The 22,739-nt window shown below is 63.1% G+C and carries 22 protein-coding genes; 13 read left to right on the top strand and 9 right to left on the bottom strand.

The window, feature by feature from the left end; all coding sequences use genetic code 11:
- Positions 1 to 106 precede the first annotated feature (106 nt).
- The 6 genes from LFT49_RS22180 to LFT49_RS22155 all read right to left on the bottom strand — a co-directional run bounded on the left by LFT49_RS22180 (position 107) and on the right by LFT49_RS22155 (position 4,938).
- Positions 107 to 478 (bottom strand): ParB family protein, encoded by a 372-nt coding sequence (locus LFT49_RS22180; RefSeq protein ID WP_237430735.1) that lies wholly within the window; start codon positions 476 to 478, stop codon positions 107 to 109.
- The gene (locus tag LFT49_RS22175) at positions 475 to 1,389 is read right to left on the bottom strand and encodes a ParA family protein (protein ID WP_012311493.1); all 915 of its coding nucleotides are present in this window, start codon (positions 1,387 to 1,389) and stop codon (positions 475 to 477) included. Before LFT49_RS22175 ends, LFT49_RS22180 begins: the two co-directional genes overlap by 4 nt.
- Positions 1,390 to 1,701: 312 nt before the next feature.
- Positions 1,702 to 1,944 carry a hypothetical protein gene (locus LFT49_RS22170; protein ID WP_237430734.1) on the bottom strand — a complete coding sequence of 81 codons (243 nt, stop codon included), beginning with the start codon at positions 1,942 to 1,944 and terminating at the stop codon, positions 1,702 to 1,704.
- A 410-nt stretch (positions 1,945 to 2,354) separates the two neighbouring features.
- The gene (locus LFT49_RS22165) at positions 2,355 to 3,974 is read right to left on the bottom strand and encodes a hypothetical protein (RefSeq protein WP_237430733.1); all 1,620 of its coding nucleotides are present in this window, start codon (positions 3,972 to 3,974) and stop codon (positions 2,355 to 2,357) included.
- Between the two features lie 352 nt (positions 3,975 to 4,326).
- Entirely contained in the window at positions 4,327 to 4,530 is a 204-nt protein-coding gene (locus LFT49_RS22160) for a hypothetical protein (RefSeq protein WP_012311495.1), read from the bottom strand.
- Between the two features lie 84 nt (positions 4,531 to 4,614).
- Complete coding sequence (locus LFT49_RS22155; RefSeq protein WP_139031143.1) at positions 4,615 to 4,938, bottom strand: helix-turn-helix domain-containing protein; 324 nt, start codon at positions 4,936 to 4,938, stop codon at positions 4,615 to 4,617.
- Between the two features lie 455 nt (positions 4,939 to 5,393).
- On the opposite strand from LFT49_RS22155, the gene LFT49_RS22150 reads away from it, so the two are divergent.
- Genes LFT49_RS22150 through LFT49_RS22110 form a run of 9 tightly spaced genes read left to right on the top strand, consistent with a single transcriptional unit; the run spans position 5,394 to position 14,511 of the window.
- Positions 5,394 to 6,473: a CHAP domain-containing protein gene (locus LFT49_RS22150; protein WP_174180862.1), complete on the top strand. Its 1,080-nt coding sequence runs from the start codon at positions 5,394 to 5,396 to the stop codon at positions 6,471 to 6,473.
- Positions 6,470 to 6,979: a hypothetical protein gene (locus LFT49_RS22145; protein WP_237430732.1), complete on the top strand. Its 510-nt coding sequence runs from the start codon at positions 6,470 to 6,472 to the stop codon at positions 6,977 to 6,979. The genes LFT49_RS22150 and LFT49_RS22145 overlap by 4 nt, the downstream gene beginning before the upstream one ends.
- A gap of 35 nt (positions 6,980 to 7,014) precedes the next feature.
- Positions 7,015 to 8,445, top strand: a complete 1,431-nt coding sequence (locus tag LFT49_RS22140; protein ID WP_237430731.1) for a chromosome partitioning protein ParA — start codon at positions 7,015 to 7,017, stop codon at positions 8,443 to 8,445.
- Between the two features lie 47 nt (positions 8,446 to 8,492).
- A complete protein-coding gene (locus tag LFT49_RS22135) occupies positions 8,493 to 9,083 on the top strand; it encodes a DUF6668 family protein (RefSeq protein ID WP_237430730.1) in 591 nt (196 codons plus the stop codon).
- 43 nt (positions 9,084 to 9,126) lie between these two features.
- Positions 9,127 to 9,396, top strand: coding sequence for a hypothetical protein (locus LFT49_RS22130; RefSeq protein WP_237430729.1), 270 nt, complete (start codon positions 9,127 to 9,129; stop codon positions 9,394 to 9,396).
- A 22-nt stretch (positions 9,397 to 9,418) separates the two neighbouring features.
- Positions 9,419 to 10,168, top strand: coding sequence for a hypothetical protein (locus LFT49_RS22125; RefSeq protein ID WP_237430728.1), 750 nt, complete (start codon positions 9,419 to 9,421; stop codon positions 10,166 to 10,168).
- Between the two features lies 1 nt (position 10,169).
- On the top strand, positions 10,170 to 11,459 hold the full coding sequence (locus LFT49_RS22120; protein ID WP_237430727.1) for a hypothetical protein: 1,290 nt from the start codon (positions 10,170 to 10,172) through the stop codon (positions 11,457 to 11,459).
- Positions 11,446 to 12,954: an SCO6880 family protein gene (locus LFT49_RS22115; protein ID WP_237430726.1), complete on the top strand. Its 1,509-nt coding sequence runs from the start codon at positions 11,446 to 11,448 to the stop codon at positions 12,952 to 12,954. Before LFT49_RS22120 ends, LFT49_RS22115 begins: the two co-directional genes overlap by 14 nt.
- Complete coding sequence (locus LFT49_RS22110; RefSeq protein ID WP_237430725.1) at positions 12,955 to 14,511, top strand: ATP-binding protein; 1,557 nt, start codon at positions 12,955 to 12,957, stop codon at positions 14,509 to 14,511.
- Positions 14,512 to 14,570: 59 nt separating this feature from the next.
- Here the strand turns inward: LFT49_RS22110 and LFT49_RS22105 are convergent, their stop codons facing one another.
- The 3 genes from LFT49_RS22105 to LFT49_RS22095 all read right to left on the bottom strand — a co-directional run bounded on the left by LFT49_RS22105 (position 14,571) and on the right by LFT49_RS22095 (position 17,828).
- The gene (locus tag LFT49_RS22105) at positions 14,571 to 15,941 is read right to left on the bottom strand and encodes a hypothetical protein (RefSeq protein ID WP_237430724.1); all 1,371 of its coding nucleotides are present in this window, start codon (positions 15,939 to 15,941) and stop codon (positions 14,571 to 14,573) included.
- A gap of 407 nt (positions 15,942 to 16,348) precedes the next feature.
- Positions 16,349 to 16,732, bottom strand: a complete 384-nt coding sequence (locus tag LFT49_RS22100; RefSeq protein ID WP_237430723.1) for a helix-turn-helix domain-containing protein — start codon at positions 16,730 to 16,732, stop codon at positions 16,349 to 16,351.
- Between the two features lie 4 nt (positions 16,733 to 16,736).
- The gene (locus LFT49_RS22095; protein WP_237430722.1) at positions 16,737 to 17,828 is read right to left on the bottom strand and encodes a tyrosine-type recombinase/integrase; all 1,092 of its coding nucleotides are present in this window, start codon (positions 17,826 to 17,828) and stop codon (positions 16,737 to 16,739) included.
- A 221-nt stretch (positions 17,829 to 18,049) separates the two neighbouring features.
- Here LFT49_RS22095 and LFT49_RS22090 point away from each other — a divergent pair, with 221 nt between their 5' ends.
- The 4 genes from LFT49_RS22090 to LFT49_RS22075 all read left to right on the top strand — a co-directional run bounded on the left by LFT49_RS22090 (position 18,050) and on the right by LFT49_RS22075 (position 22,656).
- Positions 18,050 to 19,819 carry a type IV secretory system conjugative DNA transfer family protein gene (locus LFT49_RS22090; protein ID WP_237430721.1) on the top strand — a complete coding sequence of 590 codons (1,770 nt, stop codon included), beginning with the start codon at positions 18,050 to 18,052 and terminating at the stop codon, positions 19,817 to 19,819.
- Positions 19,816 to 20,244: a DUF4913 domain-containing protein gene (locus tag LFT49_RS22085; RefSeq protein WP_231728550.1), complete on the top strand. Its 429-nt coding sequence runs from the start codon at positions 19,816 to 19,818 to the stop codon at positions 20,242 to 20,244. Before LFT49_RS22090 ends, LFT49_RS22085 begins: the two co-directional genes overlap by 4 nt.
- 175 nt (positions 20,245 to 20,419) lie before the next feature.
- Entirely contained in the window at positions 20,420 to 21,661 is a 1,242-nt protein-coding gene (locus LFT49_RS22080; protein WP_237430720.1) for a UPF0158 family protein, read from the top strand.
- 173 nt (positions 21,662 to 21,834) lie between these two features.
- Positions 21,835 to 22,656 carry a hypothetical protein gene (locus LFT49_RS22075; RefSeq protein WP_237430719.1) on the top strand — a complete coding sequence of 274 codons (822 nt, stop codon included), beginning with the start codon at positions 21,835 to 21,837 and terminating at the stop codon, positions 22,654 to 22,656.
- The last annotated feature ends 83 nt before the right edge of the window (positions 22,657 to 22,739 follow it).

Here is a 22,739-nt window from a genome sequence, read left to right as displayed (position 1 = left end):
ACTGATGCCCCCCAGCCCCTGTCCAGGTTCTACGAATAAACCTGCCCGCTGCTTTTCCTTCAGCCCGCAATACCCCAATGTCGATCTACGGACCTAGCGGTGCTGTTCAGCTGTCTTTGAGACGTCGGCCGCCGGGAAGTTTTTCTCCCCAGGATGGATACATCTCGCCCTGGTTGTGTTCAGCTTCGCGGCGCGCGGTTTCTGCTTCGATGGCCTTGGTCACGAAATGGCTCCAGGTGTTGTCTCCTTCGGCGTAACTGGTCGCCTTGTACGCGGCCCTCGCCCGGTTGCGGAGCGCAGCGGGGATACTCACCGTCATGTTGGCTGTTTCGGAATCCTTGGGTTCCTCCTTCTTTGGCGCATCGGGTCGGTGTCCGGGGAGCATTCGTGCCAGGGGGGCATCTGTGGAGGGTGCGGCATTGCGTTTCGGAGGCAAGCCAAGTGCGGGCCGGCCGGGTGTTGTTGCTTCGGCGCTCACGCGTTGACCTCCTGGGATTCTGCAACAGCGATGCGCCGCGTTACTTCCATAGCAACTGCATGAAGGTCCTCGGCAACGCTGGAAGCCGACTTCGGCCCCGCATTCCCGGCTTTCGCTTCCCCGCGGAGGACCTCCCACCATTTCGGTCCTTTGCTAAGTTCACGTTCCAGTTCGTGGGCCAGCAATCCGCGTTCCCGACACGCCTGGGCGGTTGCCTCGGCATGCCGAATGGACATCGGAAACAGCACTTCGTCAGTACCAAAATCTGCTGTGAGGTGGTCCCGGGTGACCTTGTGTACCTGCTTAGAATTCGTACCGGTCCCGACCAGGACGACGCCCAACAGATCCAATGCCGGGTTGAGTCCAACAACGCTGTCCATGCGCGCTGCGACTGCGGCGACGCCCTTACGACTGGACATGTCGGTCTTGAGCGGCACCAACGCGTACCGTGCGGCAGCCACAGCTGCGGCCTGCAACGGCTCGTTCCCTGGAGGACAATCGAGCAGAACAAGGTCATACTCCCCCGCCACCCTGGCAAGTAGTTTAGCCAGAGCTAGCTGTGCAGCGTCACGGTCCTTCTGGGCCTTGGCTCCAAGGAAAGCGGCAGCATCATCAAGTTGAGGACCTCCGGCGATGACGTCCAAATTAGGACGCACGCTCAAGAGCAGATCTGGTTCTCCCCCAAAGCACAGCGAGGCTGCCAGGCTTCTACCTCCATCGCCTTGATCGGCATAGCCAAGGTCTTCGGCAAGGTTTCCCTGGGGATCAAGGTCCACGAGGAGCACTCGTGACCCGCCCTCGGCAAGAAGTCCCCCAACGTTTGCAACCAGGCTGGTCTTAAAAACCCCGCCCTTCCCGTTTATTACCGCAATCACGCGGCTGAGGGCACCGCGGTCCACATCGAGTTTCATATCTTCCCCTTCCACAGTGATTCCAGCGTAACCAGCAACAGTGGCTCTACTTGGGAAGCTGGTTTCCGTGTCTTTACTTTTTTCACTTGTGAACCATGTGAAACCAGTGGGGGAATCGACTTGCCAACCCGCATTCCATGTCTATGCTTTTTTCACTTGTGAAACCGGCGAACCCTGCAAACCCGGTGAAACCAGCAGGCCTCGTTGCCATCCCGTCTTCCCTGTCTATCCTTTCTTCACTTGGAAAACCGACGAACCCACGCCTGGTGGACATGCGAGCCCAACATCTACCGGGGACTCGTTACCGGGTAGTCATTTCCCGCCCAGAACGTGACCCAGGACGTAGGCAGCAACAGTGGTTTTACTTGAAAAGCTGGCTTCCCTGTCTATGCTTTTTTTACTTGCGAAACCGGCGAACCCTGCAAACCCGGTGAACCCTGCAAACCCGGCGAACCCTGCAAACCCGGTGAAACCAGCAGGCCTCGTTGCCATCCCGTCTTCCCTGTCTATCCTTTCTTCACTTGGAAAACCGACGAACCCACGCCTGGTGGACATGCGAGCCCAACATCTACCGGGGACTTGTTACCGGGTAGTCATTTCCCGCCCAGAACGTGACCCAGGACGTAGGCAGCAACAGTGGTTTTACTTGAAAAGCTGGCTTCCCTGTCTATGCTTTTTTCACTTGCGAAACCGGCGAACCCTGCAAACCCGGTGAAACCAGCAGGCCTCGTTGCCATCCCGTCTTCCCTGTCTATCCTTTCTTCACTTGGAAAACCGACGAACCCACGCCTGGTGGACATGCGAGCCCAACATCTACCGGGGACTTGTTACCGGGTAGTCATTTCCCGCCCAGAACGTGACCCAGGACGTAGGCAGCAACAGTGGTTTTACTTGAAAAGCTGGCTTCCCTGTCTATGCTTTTTTCACTTGCGAAACCGGCGAACCCAACATCTACCGAGTATCGTCTACGCCGCCAGCCACAACGCCGCGTCATCGGGTGGCATCCAATGTTCTTCACGCTCGGGATCGTAAAGGTCACCTTCGTTTACTCGACCGTCTAAAAATCGATCCAAGTAAGCATGCCAGGCAGCACGTTCCCGCCGGTTGCGGCTTATCTGGGCTTGGTAGTCCTCCATTACGCCCAGCCGTTCCGCGAGGGCGCGAAGATTAGCTGTAGCGGTGATCTTCCAGTGCCGGCCGTCCCGGTGGATCATGCCCAGCCCTTTCATTGCGATGAGGGCCTTCTCAACGGTCGTGCGGCTGATTCCGCTGCTTCGTATGAGTTCTGCGCTAGTGGGGGAGTGGCGGCCGCGTTCGATTGCCTCGTAGACAAGGGCTGCTGCGTCGCCGAGGGCGCGGAACACGGGCCGAATGGAGTGGATCTTACCTTTTCGCCAGCTGAGTTCACGGGCTAGTTGTTGATACTGCTCGGGTAGCTGAATGAGGTATACATCTGCTGCTTTGTGGCGGGCGTCAGCGACTTTGGTGAGAATGCCATCTGAGGCTTGGACCAAGGCTGGCAGGAGCCTCGCAATCGTGACGTGGTGCTTTCCCGTAGCTGCAGCCAGAGTGCGGCATCCAATGTCCAGAAGATCGGTTTCCTTCGTCCTCATGTAGGCGAGGAGCGCGCGGATGAGGAAGCGGAGGCTGAGCCCTTCGCGGCCGCGTTCTTTGAGTCTGTGGTCGAGTACCGCGTAGAGCACATTTTCCAGGTCGTTCACGAGTTGGTGGATTGAAGCTGTGCTGCGGTTGGATGCCCCCCCTGTGGGTTTTGTGGGGCTTGTGTTGTTAATAAGTGCATCTTTTCCCCTTCCTTTGCGGGGTTCAGTTTTTGTCCAAGCTTCGGCGTTGGCCCATTCCTGCTTGATAAGTCGATTTTGCTTCGCAGGCGTGCCGTAGAGCGCGGCGAGGCCGGGGAACTGGCCGTTCAGTTCGTTCTCTACCTGGGCGAGGGTCCAGCCGCAGGCGTTGAAGTGGTTGAGAACGGCCATGCGGGCCTCAGAGGGGCTCTTGTAGCGAGTTGTGTCGTAGTTGCCGGTGCGAGCGGTTCGGCGCAGCGCGTTCTCGCTGCCACTATGCAGCCGCAGCAGATGGTGGGCCGCTGTGCGCTGTGCGGCAGCAGTGTTGGCCTGATGCGATTTCAGGGCACGGTTGCGGGCCAGTTCAGGACCTAGCGCGGTCCGGAGGGCAGCGATAGCTGCAGGTGCGTTTCTACGCCGCAGGACGTCGTATGCCTGGGACAGGGGGGTGATGAGTACCTGGTGGCCACCGGTTTTGTGAGCCGAGCCAGGGACGCGGATACATCCGTCGGTGACGTTCTGGTGGGGGCTCGGATCCAGGCTCGCTGCTGTCAGGGCCAACGCTTCTACAAGTTCGCGCGCCTCGGCCGCATCTAGGCGTTGCCGGAGCGGGATGTACAGGTGCCGACCGCCGCTGGGGGAGAAGTCCTCCACAAAGACGACACCACAGGTGGTGAGCATGGTGCGCAGGCGTTCTGCGTCTGCGTCAACGACTGCTTTGACGGCTTTCGACGTGTCCAGGTCAAGGCAGAGTGTGGCAACGCTGCCATCTGACCCGTGGACCATAACAGCTGCCGGACGCGCCGGCAGCGCAGCAGTGATGTTGGCTACAGCTTTGGGTCGGGGGTACTGGAAACGGTCACCTATCCACCGGCCAAGACGGTATGACGCATGGCCTGCGATAAGTGGAGCAAGGACCCAGGCGTCAGCAGGCGCGACTTGGCAGTCGACACTGCTGTTGGGGTGCGTTGACGCGGATGCCAAAAGCGGTACGATAGGACCAGTTCCTTCCTCGGGGGGTACGACAAGATCCACCCACTGGGTGGGTGTTGGATAAAGTTCAGATCGTGGTCCGCCAAGATTTCGGATCTGAACTACATACGCTTTGAAGGCCCGCCTTAGTGCGGGCCTTCAGTTTTTAACTGGCCTTTGCGATAGGCAAAGCCTCCTGGCCGTCTAGGGCATCAAGATCAATGGTCTTTAGGTGGTCATGCAGCAGCCGCGCAAGAAGTTCGGAGCGGCTTTCGGACGTGATCTCAACAACCCTGTTGAGCTTTTCGGCGTCCGCCCGCGGAATCTTAGATGTGACGGTCTGACGATCGCCTTTATGCATCCGTGCCATGGGTCCTCCTAGTTCGGGGTACTGAGCACTAGCCAATAGCAATCCGATTGCCTTAAGTGGGACGCTGTTACCCCGGCGTGTCGTTTATGAGCCTTGTATGTAGGAAGCGTTTTTTTCGACCGCTTCCGCCAAGACGTTGGGCTTGATCTTAAAGACCACATGATGGCCCTGGCGCGGCGGTTTCACACTGGCTTTTACCGCCTTCAACTCTTCCAACTGTTCCAAGTGTCGTTGAACTGTTTGGTAGCGGGTGCCGATAGCGGCCGCTATTTCACCGGACGTTGCCCCGTCCGGGTGTTGCGAGAGGAAGCGCAGGATTTCTGCCCGCAGCTGGGGAATGCCAAGGATTTCGGTCAACGTCGCGAGCTTCTTTGGCATCGGTGAGCTGGGACTGACATAGCGCGGCATCCTCCTATTTTGTCTTACCTGCCCTCCCGATCATGCTAGTGCATTTAATGCACTACCAGCTACAGCTAATGCATTAAATGCACTAGAGTGGAGTTTTAGAAGGTGCGCGTTGGCAATAGGAAAGGGGCAGGCGACCTAGTGAGCCCAGTGATGTCTTGGAGTTAGTTCCGTCTCAAAGAGCTCTTTTGACAAGCGTTTTGCTCTGAATTTGTGGAGAATGGCGGGCTGTGTCCACTCGGTGGAGAAATGTCCGCGCGGGCTGGTAGTTGTGGAAACGATGTCTTTTTTGGGGGAGTGCAGGCAGTGACCGACTTGTTGGCGTTCGGCACACCGTGGCCGATGCACGGAGAGCTTCGTGAGCGTGCATCCCAAGAACTTGAAGCCTTCTATTTCGGGGTTGTTGCCCTGCGGTGCCAAGAGTCCTGGGTACGCAAGCGGGACGGGGGACTGTCCTAATGCAGCGCAAGTCGCTTGGCGTAGTGGCAGTCATTGCCATCCCCGGTCTCTTCTTTGGCCTGATCTTCACCATGCTCCTGCTGCTCGCCCCCGCGAAGCCTGCTGCCGCCACCTGCGGTCCGGCCGTCTCCGTTGCTATCGACGGCGATACCAAGGTCGAGGGTTACACCGAAGAGCAGTTGAAAAACGCCGCGGCGATCATGGGTGCCGGTAACGCACTGAACCTGTCCGTGAAGGGACAGATGATCAGCGTCATGGTGTCCCTCGGGGAGTCGGGCCTGCGCGTTCTGGACTACGGCGACGGACCGGGCCCTGACTCCCGTGGGTTGTTCCAGCAGCGCGACAACGGTGCGTGGGGCTCCTATGCAGATCGTATGGACCCAACCACCAGCGCCACGAACTTCATCAAAGCCCTGCAGAAGGTCGAGGGCTGGGAGCTGCTGGAACCGACCATCGCCGGCAACAAGGTCCAGCGCAACGCCGACCCGTACCACTACCAGAAGTACTGGCCCGAGGCCGTCAAGCTCGTCCAGGCACTCTCGGACGGGAAGTTCACCCTGGAAGGCAACGACTGCGCCATCCCGGGCCAGTCCGGTGCCGGGGATGACTACCCCTGGAAAGACTCTCCCACCTGGATGCAGGTCGGAGCCAGCACAGCCGCCGCATCCCCGCTGGGCATGTTCTACCGCGAATGCGTGGACTTCGCCCTGTGGCGCGTGAACCAGCAAATGGGGTCCACCGGCGAACCATTCAAGTTCCTCAACGGCACCTTCCGCCCCGACGGGCAGGCCTTGGGCTCGGCACTGACGTGGAAGGCCGGCTGGGACGCCAAAGGCTGGCCCACCGGCGCCACACCTCGGGTCGGGGCGGTCGTCTGGTACGCACCGGGAACCGGCGGAGCGGACCCCACATTCGGTCACGTCGCCGTGGTCAAGGAAGTCAAAGACGACGGGACCTACGTCGAAGAGGGCTACAACGGCAACCCGCCCCCGGACGATCACAACTACTACACCCGGACCGTCAGCAACGAGATCCCTTCAGCGTTCCTGTACCTGCCCACCCAAGAGGAGAAGAAATGAACAAGCCCCTGGCCCTCATCGCCCTGGCTCTGCTCTGCGCCGCGTGCGCACCGGCAGCGAACACCACACCACCACCGGCAGAACCGACCGCCACGCCTTCCGCACCGGTTTCGCTGAGCGCCAGCAGCGGCCCGCAGGCTCCCGGGGGCACGGTTCCGGCCACGATCGGCATTACTTGGGATCAGGCCAGCAAGGACGCGGCCGTGGATGTCGCTGAGAAGGCCATGGCGGATTTTGCCCGCCCTGGTGTGGAGGAAAAGCAGTGGGCCAATGATCTTGCCCGATGGTTAACGCCACAGGCGACCGCTGATTACTCGGCTGTGGACCCGGCTAACATTCCCGCCAGCCGCGTCACCGGCCCGGCCAGGCTGAGCGTCGATGAAGGTAACGGCTACGGGGTCATGGCGGCGGTTCCGACCGACGCCGGGACCTATACGGTGCAGCTGCTTCGCACGGGCCAGGAAGCCCCGTGGAAGGTCAATTGGCTCACGCCCCCGGCTTCCTGATCCCCACCCTCCACGTTTCAGAAAGGTAGAACGCTATGGTCCTGAATCAGACAGATGTCCCGGCTTTCCCGAAGATCAACGCCATCGTGCGTGCCAACGGCACGGCCGAGGTCGTTGTCGCCGGCAACTCCCGGAACGTGAAAGCAGCGGAGTCCCTGCAGCAACTCCGCGACAACGCCTTGTCCCTCGTCGTTAGGGAAGCCAAGACACTGAACCGTCCGGTCCGTGTCCAGGTCAATGACCCGGAAGGCCAGGGTGAGCTGATCGTGAACCCGGACGGCACTAAGGAGTCGGTCAGCTACGTGGCCAAGGCCTCACGCCGCCGCGTGGCAGAAGCTCCCGACCCCGCCGCAGCACCTCCCGCTCCTGCGGCTGCAGAAACCCCCATCCCAGCGCCCATCAATGACGAGCCGATCAGTGACGTACCGGGAACCGTCCCATTAGCGACAGGAACATCCATGACCCTGACACCCGAAACCACCTCCACCCCGGAAGCGCAGGAGGCACCGACCCGGCGCAGTCTGAAGGAAACCTCATTCCTGGTCAGCGCCCCGGTCCTGGAACCGGCCACACAGGGCTGGCGGGGTGCGCTCACGCGCCTTGGCTTCCGGATGGACCCCTCCGCCGAAGAACTCTCCGAGCGCGAGGATATCCGCACGGTCAGCCAGCACTGGCCCGGTCCCCGGACCATTGCCGTGGTCAACCGCAAGGGCGGGGCGAACAAGACCCCCACCGTGGTCATGCTCTCGGCCATACTCGCCCGCTACAGCGGGGCCGCTACCGTCGCGTGGGACAACAACGAATCCCAAGGCACCTTGGGCTGGCGCACGGAAAAGGGCGCCCATGACCGCAGCGTCCTGGACCTGATCGATTCCTCGACCGAACTGCTCTCCCCGTCAACGAACGCCGCCGAGATTGCCAAGTTCGTTCACCACCAGACTGCGGACAAGTTCGACGTCCTGCGCTCGGACGAGAACGAAGAAGGCGACCACGAAGTCACGGCCGAGGAAGTCGACATCGCCCACCAGGTCCTCACCAGGTACTACCGGCTGGTAGTCATGGACTCGGGCAACACCGCCCGGGCGGCGAACTGGCGCCGGATGATCCACCACACCAACCAGCTCGTCGTGCCTGTAACGGCCATCGAGGACCGCGCAGAAGCCGCCCGGCTGACGCTGCAGACCCTCGAATCCCGTGGCGGCCACGACGCCGAACTGGCCCGCAACGCCGTTGTCATCGTCTCCGAATCCACAGACGCCAAGCGCGCCATGTCAGGAGACGCCTTAAAGAGGGCCAAGGACGAGGCCCAGCGGATCGCCGACGGCTTCGAGCCATTTGTCCGGGCCGTCGTCCGGATTCCCTACGATCCGGCACTGGTCAACGGCCCCATCCGCTACGAAGCCCTCCAGCCCGCCACCCAGCGGGCATGGCTGGCTGCCGCGGCCGCCGTCGCCACCGGCTTCTAACTACCCCCTTGACCGCCACACAATCCAGTCCTGAAAGGAGGATGCAGATGAACCAGCAACTGAACCCCTGGATCACCAGCCCAGAAACGGCAGAGCCCGAAGTGGCCACTGCAGATGAATACGTTTCTCCGCCGGCGATCATCAACGGCCCGGTCCTGGGGATGGTGGAACCGGACGCAGCTGACCGCCTCGCCCGCCGCACGGTCACTGGCACGGCAACGGTCTGGGTTACCGGCGTCCATGGAGGAGCGGGCGAAACCCGGCTCAGCCACCTCGTGGAGGGCGCACGCCCGACAGAACATGCCTGGCCCATCCTTGAAGACGGCTTCAGCAAACCGGCGGTCCTGCTGGTTTGCCGCTCAGACATGCACGGACTGAAAGCAGCGCAAAGAGCTCTCATCCAATGGGCCTCCGGCGCAGCTCCAGACGTCAACCTGCTGGGCCTCGCGGTCCTGGCCGATGCACCGGGAAAACTACCCAAAGCTCTGCGGGACTTCGCAGCTCTCATCGGCGGGGGAGCCCCCCGGCTCTGGATGCTCCCCTGGGTCGCATCCTGGCGGCTTGGGGACACCAACACCGGGACACTCGGCCGGGAGTATCAACGCTTGATCACCGATCTCACAGCCCTCACCAACTAATTAATCAACAGCTCTACAGCGCCATACCTCGAAAGGTCTCACCATGAACTTGATCGTAGCTCTTCCCGCCAGCGTCATCCCGAACCCCACCCCTGTTGTGCCTCCCCAGGCACAGGGCCTGCTCACCGTACTGAACTGGGCCTCCGGCATCGGCCTGGTCCTCGGCGTTTTGGGCGTGATCATCGTCGGCATCGGCATGGTCATCCAGCTCCGACGCGGCGAAGGCGGCGAATCCATCGCCAAGCTCGGCTGGGTCCTCGCCGGCTGCATCATCATCACCGGCGCCTCCGGCATTGTCCGCGCATTCGTCTAAACCCGACCCTCGGAGGTTCATCATGAGCGAATCCACACAGAACACCACCGAACAGAATCCATTCACCAAACCCGGATTCATCATTTCGGCCGCCCTCGTGGTCGCACTGATAGCAGCCGTCATCGTCCTCTTCCTCATTCCGAAAGGGGACGGTGACGCACACTCCGGGTCGGCACCCTCAGTGAACAGCTCTGCTTCCGACCCCACTAGGGCTGGAAGCGAAAGCGTATGCGGGCTAAAAGCAAGCTCTGAGACGGCGTTGGGACGCGCCCCTCAAACGGAATGGGCACTCGTCGGAAAAATCGCTGCACCAAACGAGCCTCAGAGTTACGGCCCTGGGGTAGAGGAGCAAGACGGGTTCCGTTATTGCTATGCCCAGTCCCCAACGGGCGCCCTCTATGCTGCCGCAAACCTAATAGCCATGACGTCTGCAGGTAACCCCGAACTGACAGTCAAAGTCACAGAGAAGCTCCTGGTTCCCGGCCCCGGCAGAGACGCCGCTATGAAGGACGCCGCCACTGCATCCAGTTCCAGCAATCGTGCGGCGACTTCCGTTCAATTCCGAGGCTTTGTCTTGAAAAGCTACTCGCCCGAGAAGGCCAACGTTGACCTGGCCATGGAGGCTTCTAACGGAGTCCTTGGACATGCGGTGTTGCCGATGGAGTGGATAGACGGCGACTGGAAATTGGCCGTTGCTGACTCCGGAGAAATGGTCAATGACTTTTCACAAGTCAGAGACTTAAGCGGTTTCATTCCTTGGTCTGGGGTCTGACATGGCCGAGTGCGGATTTGGGGACTGGAGATGCGAAGCCGGAAACGTAGCCGCCGGTATAGCAGACGACGCCATCGGAAGCCTCGCTAAGGCGATTTTGGAGGGAATGAGCCAATTGGTAACAACGCTCTCCACGTTTTGGATAAGTATGCCGACCACAAATCTCACAACGGAGGATGGTGTAACGGCCAGCCCCGTAGTGGGCTTCCTTGATTCGCAACTGTCTTACTGGACGCTGACCCTGGCCGTTCTTTCCGTCATTCTTGGCGGTACTCGGATGATTTGGGAGCAGCGGGGCGCACCTTTGAAAGACCTGCTCCGGTCTCTCCTAACCCTTACTCTGGTTGCGGGTCTTGGCTTGGGAGTGATCTCCATCCTGGTGATCGCAGCTGATGAGTTTTCAGCAGCCATCATCGAACGCTCCACGGAGGGCAAGGGCTTCGCGGACGCCATGAGTCTCTTGGTGATGGTGAATCAGCCCGGCATTGGGGTTTTCATCCTGATCATCCTGGGCCTGGTCGGCCTGCTCGCGTCGCTGGTCCAGATCGTCCTTATGGTCATCCGCAGCGGCATGTTGGTCATACTTGCCGGCATTTTGCCCACCACAGCAGCTTTCACCAATACGGAGATGGGCAGGCAGTGGTTCCAGAAAGCTATTGGCTGGACGATCGCGTTCATTCTCTATAAACCGGCGGCCGCGATCGTGTACGCGGTGGCATTTCAGCTCATGGGCTCATTTTCCGGCACGAACGCTTTGATTGGCTCCATCACGGGCTTTGCCTTGATGATCGTCGCCCTGTTGGCCTTGCCGGCTTTGATGCGGTTTGTCACCCCGATGGTTGGTGCGGTCGCATCAGGCTCCGGAGGGGGAGCCGCTGCTGCTGCAGGGGCCATGGCCACTGGTGCTGTATCGCTGGGCCGCAGCGGAAGCGGCCGCGGGAATGCGTCTCCGATCCCGCCCAGCCAGCCGTCCAAGAATGGTGCGTCTCCTGGCGGCAGCCAAGGTCCCGGCGGGACCAACGGCGGCAACGCTAAACCTTCACCGGGATCCGCCGGAGCGTCCGGAGCCGGGGGAGTGCCCGGTAAGGGCACCACAGGTAGCTCCGGGGCTGCGACAGCAGGGGCGGGGGCCGGCACAGCTGGTACCGGGGCCGGGTCGGGGGCGGCGAAGGCTGCAGGTCCGGCCGGTGTCGCTGTCGCCGTCGGCGCGCAGGTAGCTTCACGGGTCTCTTCGGCCGCACAACAGACAGCGCAGGATTCAACGGGGGAGGGCCCCAGTGGCAGCAATTAACACCGAATACAAGGAACCGTCCTACGGAAACTGGCGGGTCCCGAGGTCCGCCGGCCTGGGTGACCTCGGTGCTATCGGCACCGGCATTGTCATGGCCGGGCTGCTGCTGGGCATCATCAGTTTTGCCATTTGGGGACTCTTCGCGGGCCTGGGCGTCCTGGCCGTCGCCGGGGTGCTGGTCCTGCTGCTGACCGTCAAGGACAAGCACGGCCAGTCCGTGGTGGACCGTTTCGCGACCCGGATGAATTTCCGGCTCGCCCGTTCCTCGGGCACGAACTTGTACCGCTCGGGTCCGCTGGGGGTGACGGAGTGGGGCATGTATCAGCTTCCGGGGTTGGCGGCGAAGTCGCGCCTGTATGAGTTCAGCGACTCCTACAACCGCCCCTTCGCCATGCTCCACGTGCCGACCACCAGCCACTTCACCGTCATCTTCTCCACCGAACCCGACGGCGCCTCGCTCGTGGATCCCGAGCAGGTCGATGCTTGGGTGGCGAACTGGGGCGGTTGGCTCGCCGGACTGGGCGATGAGGCAGGGCTGGAAGCCGCCGCAGTGACCGTGGAGACAGCCCCGGACTCCGGCTACCGGTTGCGCAATGAAGTCGAGATGAACATTGACGAGAACGCCCCCGAGGCGGCCAAGGCCATCCTCCGGGAGGTTATCCGGACTTACCCGGAAGGTTCTGCGACCGTGCGGGCCTGGGTGTCGTTGACCTTCAACGCTTCCCTTCGTGCAGGGTCCCGGAAGCGGGAGCCGGAGGACGTCGCCCGCGACATCGCCTCGCGCATTCCTGGGCTGGGTGCCCGGTTGCAGTCCACCGGTGCCGGGATCGCCCGGCCGATGTCAGCGCAGGAACTGTGCGAGGTCATCCGGATCGCCTATGACCCGCCCGCGGCGCTGATTATCGATGAGGCCCATGCGGCCGGTTCTCCGGTCGCCCTGACCTGGGGCGAGGTGGGCCCTACCGCAACCCAGGCCGGTTGGGACGAGTACCGGCATGATTCCGCGTTCTCTGTCTCCTGGACGATGACGGGTGCGCCGCGGGGTTCGGTGAACTCTTCGGTCTTGTCCCGGCTGTTGGCCCCGCACGGGGACGTTGATCGCAAACGCGTGTCCCTGCTCTACCGTCCGATGGATTCGGCCCGTGCCGCGGCAGTGGTGGAGCGGGACCAGAACAATGCGAATGTCCGGATCACCTCCGGAAACCGTCCCAGTGCCCGTGCCCTGGTTGATGCCCGGTCGGCGGCGCAGACTGCCCAGGAAGAAGCCCAGGGTGCCGGGCTCGTGAACTTCGGCATGGTCGTCACGGCCACGGTGACCGACGTTGCCCGGCTTCCGGATGCGGTGGCCGCGATCGAGCAGACCTCCGGGACTGCCCGGGTCCTGCTTCGCCGCGCCTACGGCTCGCAGGACACCGCTTTCGCCGCGTCCTTGCCCCTGGGCCTGGTGCTGCCCAGACACATCCTGCTGCCCAGCGAGATCAGGGAGGCCCTCTAAATGGCCCGCTTCACGTTCCTGCAAGCGAAAAAAGTGAAAACAGTAAACCCAGCGAAAAAGGCTTCCGCCGGTGACGAGGAGGTGACCTCGCGTCCTGGCCGTGTCCGGGGCCCCGGCTCACGCGGCTGGGGCGGCCGTGGTGGGGGAGCAGCTGCCCTGGTTCCGGCGGTGCGGGAGTACCGGGGCACGACGGTGCAGGTATGCGGATTGTGGCCGTTCAGTTCCGGCACGTCGTCGCCGATGATTGGTGTGCCGCTGGGCCGGCATGAAGAAACCCAGGCGACAGTCTGTTGCGACCCGATCAGCTGGTTCCAGCGCGCCCACCTGATCTCCAACCCGTCTGCGTTCATCCTCGGCAAACCCGGCCTGGGCAAATCCACGCTGGTGCGACGGATGCTCCTGGGCCTTTCCGGTCAGGGCGTGCACCCCCTCGTGCTGGGGGACCTGAAGGCAGAGCACGTCGACGCGGTCGAGGCGTTGGGCGGTCAGGTCATCCGGCTCGGCCGCGGACGGGGCTACCTGAACATCCTCGATCCCGGCCAGGCCGTCGAGGTCGCCCAGCTGCTGGAGGAACAAGGGCACCACGACGCGGCCGTCCGTGTCCGGGCCGACGCCCACGGCCGGCGGCTGAATATGGTCGTCTCCCTCATCACGATCAGCCGGAACTCACCCCCGACAGATCAGGAACAGACCATCCTTGACCGGGCCCTGCGGGTGCTCGATGACACGTTCGACGGCATTCCGGTCCTGAAAGACCTGCTCGACGTCATCACCGCGGCCCCGGCCGAGCTGCGCCAGGTCGCTTTGGACCGCGGCGATATGACCGTCTACCTGCAGGAAACCCGCGCGCTGGAAGCGACCCTGCTGGGCCTGACCGGTGGCGGGAAGCTCGGGGAAATCTTCTCCCGGCAGACCACTAACCCCATGCGGCGGGACCGTGCCGTGGTCTTCGATGTCTCCAGCATCGATGAAACCGAAACCGACCTGCAGGCAGCGGTCCTCCTGGCGTGCTGGTCCTACGGCTTCGGGACCGTCAACGTCGCCAACGCCCTCGCCGACGCCGGACTGGAACCACGCAGGAACTACTTCGTCGTCCTCGATGAGCTGTGGCGGGCGCTGCGCTCCGGCAAGGGCATGGTTGACCGGGTGGACGCCCTCACCCGGCTGAACAGGAGTGTTGGGGTCGGGCAGGTCATGATCTCCCACACCATGTCCGACCTGCTGGCCCTCCCGGCCGAGGAAGACAGGATGAAAGCCCGCGGCTTTGTTGAACGTTCCGGCATGGTCATTTGCGCAGGCCTTCCGGCTTCGGAGATGCCGTTGCTGACGGCTGCGATTCCGCTGTCACGGCAGGAACAGCAGAAGCTCATCTCGTGGCAGGACCCGCCCGCGTGGGATTCCCGCGGCGGTGATGTCGAACCCCCGGGCCGGGGGAAGTTCCTGATCAAGGTCGGAGGCCGCCCAGGTATCCCCGTGACCATCGGGTTGACCTCCATCGAAGCCTCGCTGAATGACACAAATAAACGCTGGCATGCAGACCCTGAGAAGTTCGCGTGAATTTTGACGCTTTTGGGGTGAACTTGAGCATGGTCGCAGACTGTAGTCCTTCTGCGTGCTTAGGTTCGGGGAACCCGTTTGCTCTCGACGGTAAGGTCGGTGTGCTCAAGGGTGTGGAGATAGCGGGCGGCGCCTTCAACGCTGAGCCCGAAGAGGTCACAGACGCGGCGGATGTCCCCGCCGGTAGCGTGGATCTCGTGCAGGATGCGGTCCTCCCGCAGAACTCGCGGCCGCAGCGTCAAGCCGGACCAGGGGAACTGGCTGCTAACGGGGAGGAGCCGGGGTGCGGTGCGCCGGTTGATGAGCAGGTGCGGGTTGGCAGTACCGGGCCAGGTGCGGTTGCGGTGATCGAGCCAGGCGGCCAGGCGGGTGCGCACGGGTCCGGCCAGCGGGATGAGACGGTCAGCCACTACGAGGTGCCCGTCCCTAATGTCGGTCAGTCGGAGTTCACGGACTTGCTGGCCGGTCAGGGCGTGGAAGGCGACCAAGGCAACCGCGAGGGCGACCACCGGATTAGGGGAGTTCAGCTCGCCACGGATCACCGCGGCATCCAGGGCCAGCGGAATGTTGGTCGCTTTCGGGGACGCCTTCATCCCGCGGGTCGGGTTGGCGAAGATAAGCCGTCGGCCTTTGAGTGTCGTGAAAAGCGATTTGAGCCCGTTCCCGGCGATGTGGCGGCGGGCTTTGGTTTCGTCCAGCGCGGCTGTGATGTCGGCGCGGGTGACCTCCGCGAAAGAATGAAGGCCAGCCGCGGCCCAGGCATGGATGATGGGTTCGATGCCCAGGATGTGCACGATGATGGTTTTGGCGTCACGAGGTTTCTGACGTGGCGCCTGACGGGAGCCATTGGTCAGGACTTCCAGCCACACCTCAAGCTGGTCCTTCATCACCGGCGGCAGCGTGTTGGTCTTGGCAACGAAGTAGCGTTCCACTCGGGTCGGCCGGTCCTCGATCAGGAGCCCGGCCGCAGCCAGCACGTCGATGGTGGAGAGGACGTTGCCCGAGTATTGGCGCAATTGGAGGACGTCCGTGGCGCGGATCTTCGAGGTCGGAGTTGGCCGCAGGCCCTGCAGTATCCGCAGCGAGCGGGTCACATCATTGCGTTGCCGCTTGCTCCAGCCGGCCCTTGCGGCGTGTTCACGGACGAGGGCGGCGCAGTAGCGCGTCAGGTCGTTGTCTTCGCGGCGGACACGCGCTGCGAGGACCTGCCGGTCGGGCGCCATATCGAACAACGCCATTTGCACCCCGAAGTCGGCGATGGGTTCGGTGCCTGTCAGGTTCTGTTGGTCCCGCAGTTTCCATGGAGCGCGTTGCTTCGGGCTCAACGGTGGTGCTCCATGGCGGTGGAAGCTCATGTTCGCGAAGAAGAGCTGGTGGCCGTCCCTATTCGCGCCGGCCAGATCCAGGGCCTGTCCGGGTATCTGGACCATTCGGGCCTGCTCCAGACACAGCCGACAGGCCCGCCGCTCTCCGATTCGGGCGGTGCGGCCGCAAAAGTCGCAGACTCCTTCTGGGTAGTGGGAGCGCCACCAACGGCAGGGCCAGCATGTCCAGTTATAGCGGCGGTAGACGCCCCAGGCCAGGCAGCCTTTGCACGAGCTTGGGTGTTGCGGGCTGCCGGGATGGCAGCTGGCGCACAGGCCCTGGCTGAAGTAGCCCGTTGTGGTGCCGCACTTGGAGCACGGCGGCGGGGTGAACGGGCCGCCGGGAAGGCAGTTGTAGCAGAATGCCACCTGCGGATACGCCCAGGCGGCCCGGTTGATCTGGCAGAGAGGGCACATCGGGGGCGGTCGCAACGGCGCCGCCGGGCCCGGGGCGGGACTCACAACAGCGCCGCCTATAGCGGCGGCTCGGACCGCGGCCTGCCGAATCTGGGCGACACGACCGGTGCTGCCCGGCCGAAACTCGGCGAAGAAACCGGCGACAGATTGCCATCAACTGCACCGTGGCCGGTGTCATCGCCGTTGATGGTCTCGGTGCCCCGTGGACGGCGGGCGGCGACCTTATCTGGCTCCGGGCTCATCAGGTCAGTGGGTGTGCACTCGAGTACCGAGCAGAGCACGTCGAGGTCTTCAAGTTTCATCGTCGCCGGCGTCCCGGCCCACCACGAGGACATCTTCCCGGCACTGATCTCCAGCCCGGCCTCGGCGAGCATCCGACGCATCTGCGCTGACTTCCAGATCCCGCGTTCAGCGGCTCTCATCCGCAGGTTCCACTGCACGGCTTCATCCTTCCTTCTGTGTGATCGCGAAGCGGGACTCGACCCGCGCGTTTGCGTTCTTCCAAGCCAGCTCGACATGCTCGCCGCGCACGTGAATATACCGCGAGGTAGTGGCAAGCCATTGATGCCCGAGCAACTCTTGAAGAGCTTTGATATCCATCCCAGCCCCGTACAGCGAGGACGCACAGTAATGCCGCAAAACGTGGGGTGTCATCCGTCCAGACCACGCTGGCAACCGCTGCTCGACCTGCAACGCCAAGGTGCGGCGCAGCGCATTGCCACCTACGCGGCCGCATCGTCCCAGCTCCCGGTCGAACCGCTCCGAGGGGAGCAAGGGCGCGTCCGGATCAGCCCAGTCCTCCCCGTACTGGTGCCGGACATCTCTGAGCCACCAGTCGATCAGTTCAGCTGCACCGTTGATCGCCGGTACCAGCCGCGGCCTGGGGCCACGGCCCTTTGCGCCCTTACCGAATCGGACGTGGAGCTTACCGAACCCGCCCAGGTCCGGACGCCAATCACGGATGTCCAGCATCACCGTCTCGTTGATCCTCAACCCCAAGCGACGCCACAACGAGGCAGCGAAGTAGTCCCGCGCAGCGGGAAGGTACTTGCGGGACTCGGGGATCGCATGCCGCCACCCGGCGAAGAACTTTTCGATCTCAGCATCCGAGGGCGGCACCCGGACCTTACCCAAGGACGCACCCGACTGGCGGTTGAACTCATCAATGGGCTGCTCGACCAGCACCCCAGTCGCCCGCTGGATCCGGCCCTGGTACCGGCTGATCATGAACTCGTAGAACAGCGCCAGAGTCCCGGCTTTACCGGCCCTGGTGCTCACACTGCGACCCAACTGACGTTGCTCAGCAAGGAACCGGTCGGCATCCTGACAAGTCACCGCCCACACCGGGCCGGTTACCGACCGGGCGAACTCAATGATCGTCGCCCGGGTACTGCGGATATGCGAGTCACTCAAGCCAGCCGCTGCCATCGCCAGCGCGTACTGATCCACGATCTCCTGCTCGAAGCCCTCGAAGGCCTGCGCACTCCAAATCATCGGATCCGCGGCGCCACCACCCGGCAACGCCACCAGTTCCATCAGCTACCAACTTTAGAAGGAGCGAGCATGTGTCGACATTACGCCCAAACCGTCACTCTCGTCGACGGTTCGTCTAATCGGGCCCACAAGAGCCTCCAACCGATGTCACCAGCCTCAACGCCAATTCCGGCCATACAACAGCAAATCGAACCTAAGCGACTAGAGACACCGGCAGAAACCCTGCTGGATGCGGCAGCTCCACTCCGGGAAGAAGGTGCGGCGTGAGTGCCCCGAACCGCAAGGGAACAGGCTTCGGTGACGCCCTGGGGATTTGGCTCGCCATCGGGGCCGCTACCATCTTCGGCGGCGGCACCTGGGTTGCCGCCCACCTCGGGTCGTGGATGGCTGGCCTCGCCGCCCCGCCGGCGCACCCGATTGACCTGGTCGCCGGGCTGGCCAAGGGCCGGGTGCCCTGGCCGGACCAGTCCACGGTGGTGGCGTGCGTGCTGGCCGGTGTCCTGATCGCACTGGTGGTGACGGTGCTGGTGGTCCGGTCCCGGACCGCGAGCAAGCGCACCAGGGTGGACAAGGCAGCGGTGTACATGGGCCGGGGCAAGGACCTGAACCACCTCTCGACCAAGGGCGCCACGGCCACGGCCGTGCGCCTTGGCGTGGAAAATTCGACCGGTGTCCGCCTTGGCCGCAGCGTTGCCGGGAAGCGCCCGCTCTGGGCATCGTGGGAGGACATGCTGATCCTCATCGCCGGGCCCCGCACGATGAAGACCACCTCCTATGCCGTCCCCGCCATCCTGGACGCGCCCGGCGCGGTGATCGCCACGTCGAACAAACGTGACATCGTCGATGTCACCCGCCCCATCCGCTCTGAGGCCGGGCAGGTGTGGGTCTTTGACCCGCAGGCCGTTGCCGAGGAAGAACCATCGTGGTGGTGGAACCCGCTGTCCTATGTGAAGAACGAAGCCACGGCAGGGAACATGGCCTCCCACTTCGCCGCCGGTTCCCGGGAACCCGGAACAAAACCGGATGCCTACTTTGACCCGGCCGGGCAAAACCTGCTCAAGGCCCTCCTGCTCGCCGCCTCGCTCAGCGCCGCGCCGATCACGCAGGTGTACACCTGGCTGACCCGCCCGCACGACGAAGCACCGGCTGACATCCTCCGTACCGCCGGCTTTGACCTGCTGGCTGACATGGTCATCGGCCACATCAGGGAACCGGAAAAGCAGCGGGCCGGGGTCTACGGCACCGCCCGGCAAATGGTTTCCTGCCTCACTGACCGGGACGTCAGCCAATGGGTCACCCCAACACCGGGCACAACCGTCGACACCGACCCCCGGCCGCAGTTCGTACCCGAAGACTTCGTCCGCGGCAAAGGCACGCTCTACAGCCTCTCCCGCGAAGGCGTCGGCACCGCAGGCCCCCTCGTCACGGCCCTGACCGTCGCCGTCGTCGAAGCTGCCGAAAAGTACGCCACCTCCCAACCCGGCGGCCGCCTCGCAACCCCGCTGCTGGGTATCCTCGATGAAGCCGCGAACGTCTGCCGGTGGAAAGCCCTGCCGGACCAGTACAGCCACTACGGCTCACGCGGCATCATCCTCATGACCATCCTGCAGTCCTGGTCCCAGGGCGTGGAAGTCTGGAACCTCGAAGGAATGCGGAAACTCTGGTCAGCATCCAACGTCAAAATCTACGGCGGCGGCGTCTCCGAAGTCGGCTACCTCGACGAACTCTCCCGCCTCATCGGCCAATACAGCTACATCAACGTCTCCCGCAGCCACAGCAGAAACGGATCCTCATCCTCCCGCCAAGAAAGCAAGGACGAAATCCTATCCGTTGCCGACCTGACAGCACTGCCACGATTCAGGGCCATCCTGCTCGCCTCCGGTGCCCCGGCCACCATGATCGAAACGATCCCCTGGATGAACGGACCGCACGCCCAAAAGGTCAAAGACTCCCTCGCAGCCAAGGAAACAACTGACCGTGCCCCTGTGGCTGTTGCCGCCCACAATCCATGGACGGACGGAGACAAGGCGTGAGTGAAGATTTCGCGGACGCCTTCGGGGACGAAGAGGATCAGCCCCCGACCGGCGGGCACAGCCACGCTGAGCCCGAACCGGAACTGGTGTACTCCAGCGCCGTGGAATTCTTCGCTGACCTCCTGGCCCAGTCCTACGTCCGGGAAGTCAACGAGGGCGCAGCCTACGCGTGGTGCCCGGAATGGTACAAACACCCCGAAGCCCTCATCCGGATGGAAGCCATCTGGCGCGCCTGGGAACACCTACGCCTCGAACCCGCCCTCGGCATCAGCACCTGGTGGCTGAACCACGCCGACCCACACATGCGCACCCTCATGGATAAGGAGGGCCCCTTCAAAAAATGCGCCTACGACGGACACAAAACCCCCGCCCCGGGCAAAACCGCCCTTCCCCACAAAACCCCCGAAGCAGGAATCTTCGACTAGCAAGGACTGCCCTCCACTGCACGCTTGGAAGCAGTGCTTCTACACTGCTCGCCTAAAATCACTTTCCGCGCCCTCTTCCTCGCGGAGCCGCCCGCCCTCATTCGGGATGCTGGCGCCCGCCGGCGTGCAGTAACGCGACGAAGGGCGCGGCCGCGGTTCGTGCCATCCTGAGGGTATGGCGCGAACCTGGTTATCGGTGACGGTGGAACTGCTCGGTGGTCGTGGTGAGGAGCTGTGGCCCTGGCCGGGGCGAGTCTTCGCGGTTGGACAGTCGCACACCTTCTTGGATCTCGCCAACGCCATCAACGATGCCTTCGCCCGTTGGGACCGCTCGCACCTGTCCATGTTCACCCTGAACGACGGCCGGGTAATCACGGACCAAGAGACGGGAGCTGAGATGGCCGGATCCGGCGGTGGGCCGATCATCACAGCTATCGACATCGCGACCGCCAAGGTCGCCCGGACGCTGGGGCCGGGATCTGAGTTTCAGTTCATGTTTGACCTTGGTGACGCTTGGATGCACCGGTGCGTGGTCGAGGAGACGAAGGTCGACCCGCTGGAGGTATTGGGTATCCGCCCTGATTTCCCTCTGCCCTACTGGGGCTGGGGCAGCATCCCGGACCAATACGGGCGCCGGTGGTCCACTGATGACGGGGAGAGCCGGGTCCCGGCGAAACCGGGCGAACCGCATCCGATGCTGCTGCACGCATGGCCCGCCCAGGTCTCGGTGCCGAGGCTGGACCTGCCCGAAATGCGTGAAGCCATCGCGGCAGCAGACGCGGCCCGTTTCCTCGCAGCCCTGACCGGACGCGACATCGATGACACCCTCCAGCAGGTGGGGGCCGGCATACCGATGGCCTTAGAGCACAGGCGCCGGGAAGCCGAACCCGTGGCACTGTCGGTCATCAACCGGTTGACCCGGCGCGGCTGCGCCGGTGACCAGGTGCTCGCCGAGGACCTGCTGGCAGCCCTGCGCCGCGTGCCGCTGACCGGCAGGGTGGTTCCCGTGGACCTCGACATGCTCAGCATCATCTTGGAAGGGGACCCCGATCTGTCCACCGGCGGCTACCTCGACCTGCACACCGGGCAGGTGTACGACGAGGCCGCCACTGACCCGATGATCGTAGGGCAGGACACCGCGATCGGCGTAGAGGATGAACCGGACCGATGGCTTCGGCTGAACCGCACGGGTTCCGGGAACGGCTGGCAGGACATGGCAGCTTTCGCAGACAGGCAGCACGAGGAAGCCCTCCGAGAGCGACTGGAGCGGGCGATCGAGGGCAAAGGCGCCTTCTTCCGGTTCCGGGAAATCGTCCACGACGAGAACCTCAGCGAACACTGGTACGCCTTCTCTACCGACCGGCAGATGGGCCGTGCTCGCGAATACCTCGCTGACAACGGCATCCACGTGGGCTGACCCGGGCTCGGCCGGTTGATCCCTTCGACGTGCGGACCTACCCACATGAATGGCCACCCGGAAATTCGGGAGGGCTTTACTGTCACGCCAGGGCCAGTGTCGGGTACGGTGAACCCGGCACACTGGACAACATTCAGAGCACCCCTTGGTCGGGGGAGCGGGCAAGGAATCTCATGGCCAGTAACGAGCACACCCGCGGCAAGGAAGTGGATGGTGGCACCCGGCCAGAGGAGCACGACGAGATCAGCGACGCCCTCCAGTGGATGCGCCTGACCTATGCCCTCGACTACGCCGCCCGCCCCGACTCCTGGGAACGGCCCGAAGACTACCCGCAGTCATGGAGCATTCGCGCCTACATCGACGCTGACATCCTCGAACCCGACTACGACACCTTCGACGCCGACGCCCAAGGCCGGGTCACCGTCGCCGAAGCCAGCGTCCACCTCGTCCCGGACGTTGGCAGCGTCAACCTCTTCGACACCTTGGACGCCCACAGCGCTGACCTGTCCCGATTCGCCGAAGCGTTCATCGTCGCCGGATCCGAGCCCAGTCAGCTCAGCGTCGAGGGCGAACCGGTCCTAGAAGGCGATCTGATGGTCGTGTCCTGGGTGAGCGTCCAGCCGCGGTTCCGTGGGCACCGGGCCGGGCACCAAATATTCAAGGCTATCCTCGGAGCAATCGGCCGCGGTACCGTCGTCACCGTCCTGCACGCGGCACCCGGGCTCAAGGACGATACGGATGAAGGATCCCTGAAACACCGGAGGGAATGCCGCGCCCTTGCCAAGTACTGGGGCGAACTCGGATTCCGGCCACTGGACGGCAACATAATGGTCCTGACCTACGAGGACATGCTCGCCATGCTCGAGGACGAGGACCAGGAGGACACCGATTTCAACCTCGACGAGCTGCGTGATGTGCCGCTAATGCAGCTCTCCCAAGAGCAGCGCGACGCGGTGTTTAGGAACCTCCGAACCAAACTCGACGAATTGCCCTGACACCAGGAGTCCAAGGCACAAAGGTGGGACTAGAAGCTGTCCATAGTTGTGGTCAATCCGGGTTATCCACAGCTGGAATTGGG

Source organism: Arthrobacter sp. FW306-06-A, from assembly GCF_021870055.1.
Lineage (GTDB): Bacteria > Actinomycetota > Actinomycetes > Actinomycetales > Micrococcaceae > Arthrobacter.
This window is presented reverse-complemented; position numbering and strand designations above follow the sequence as displayed.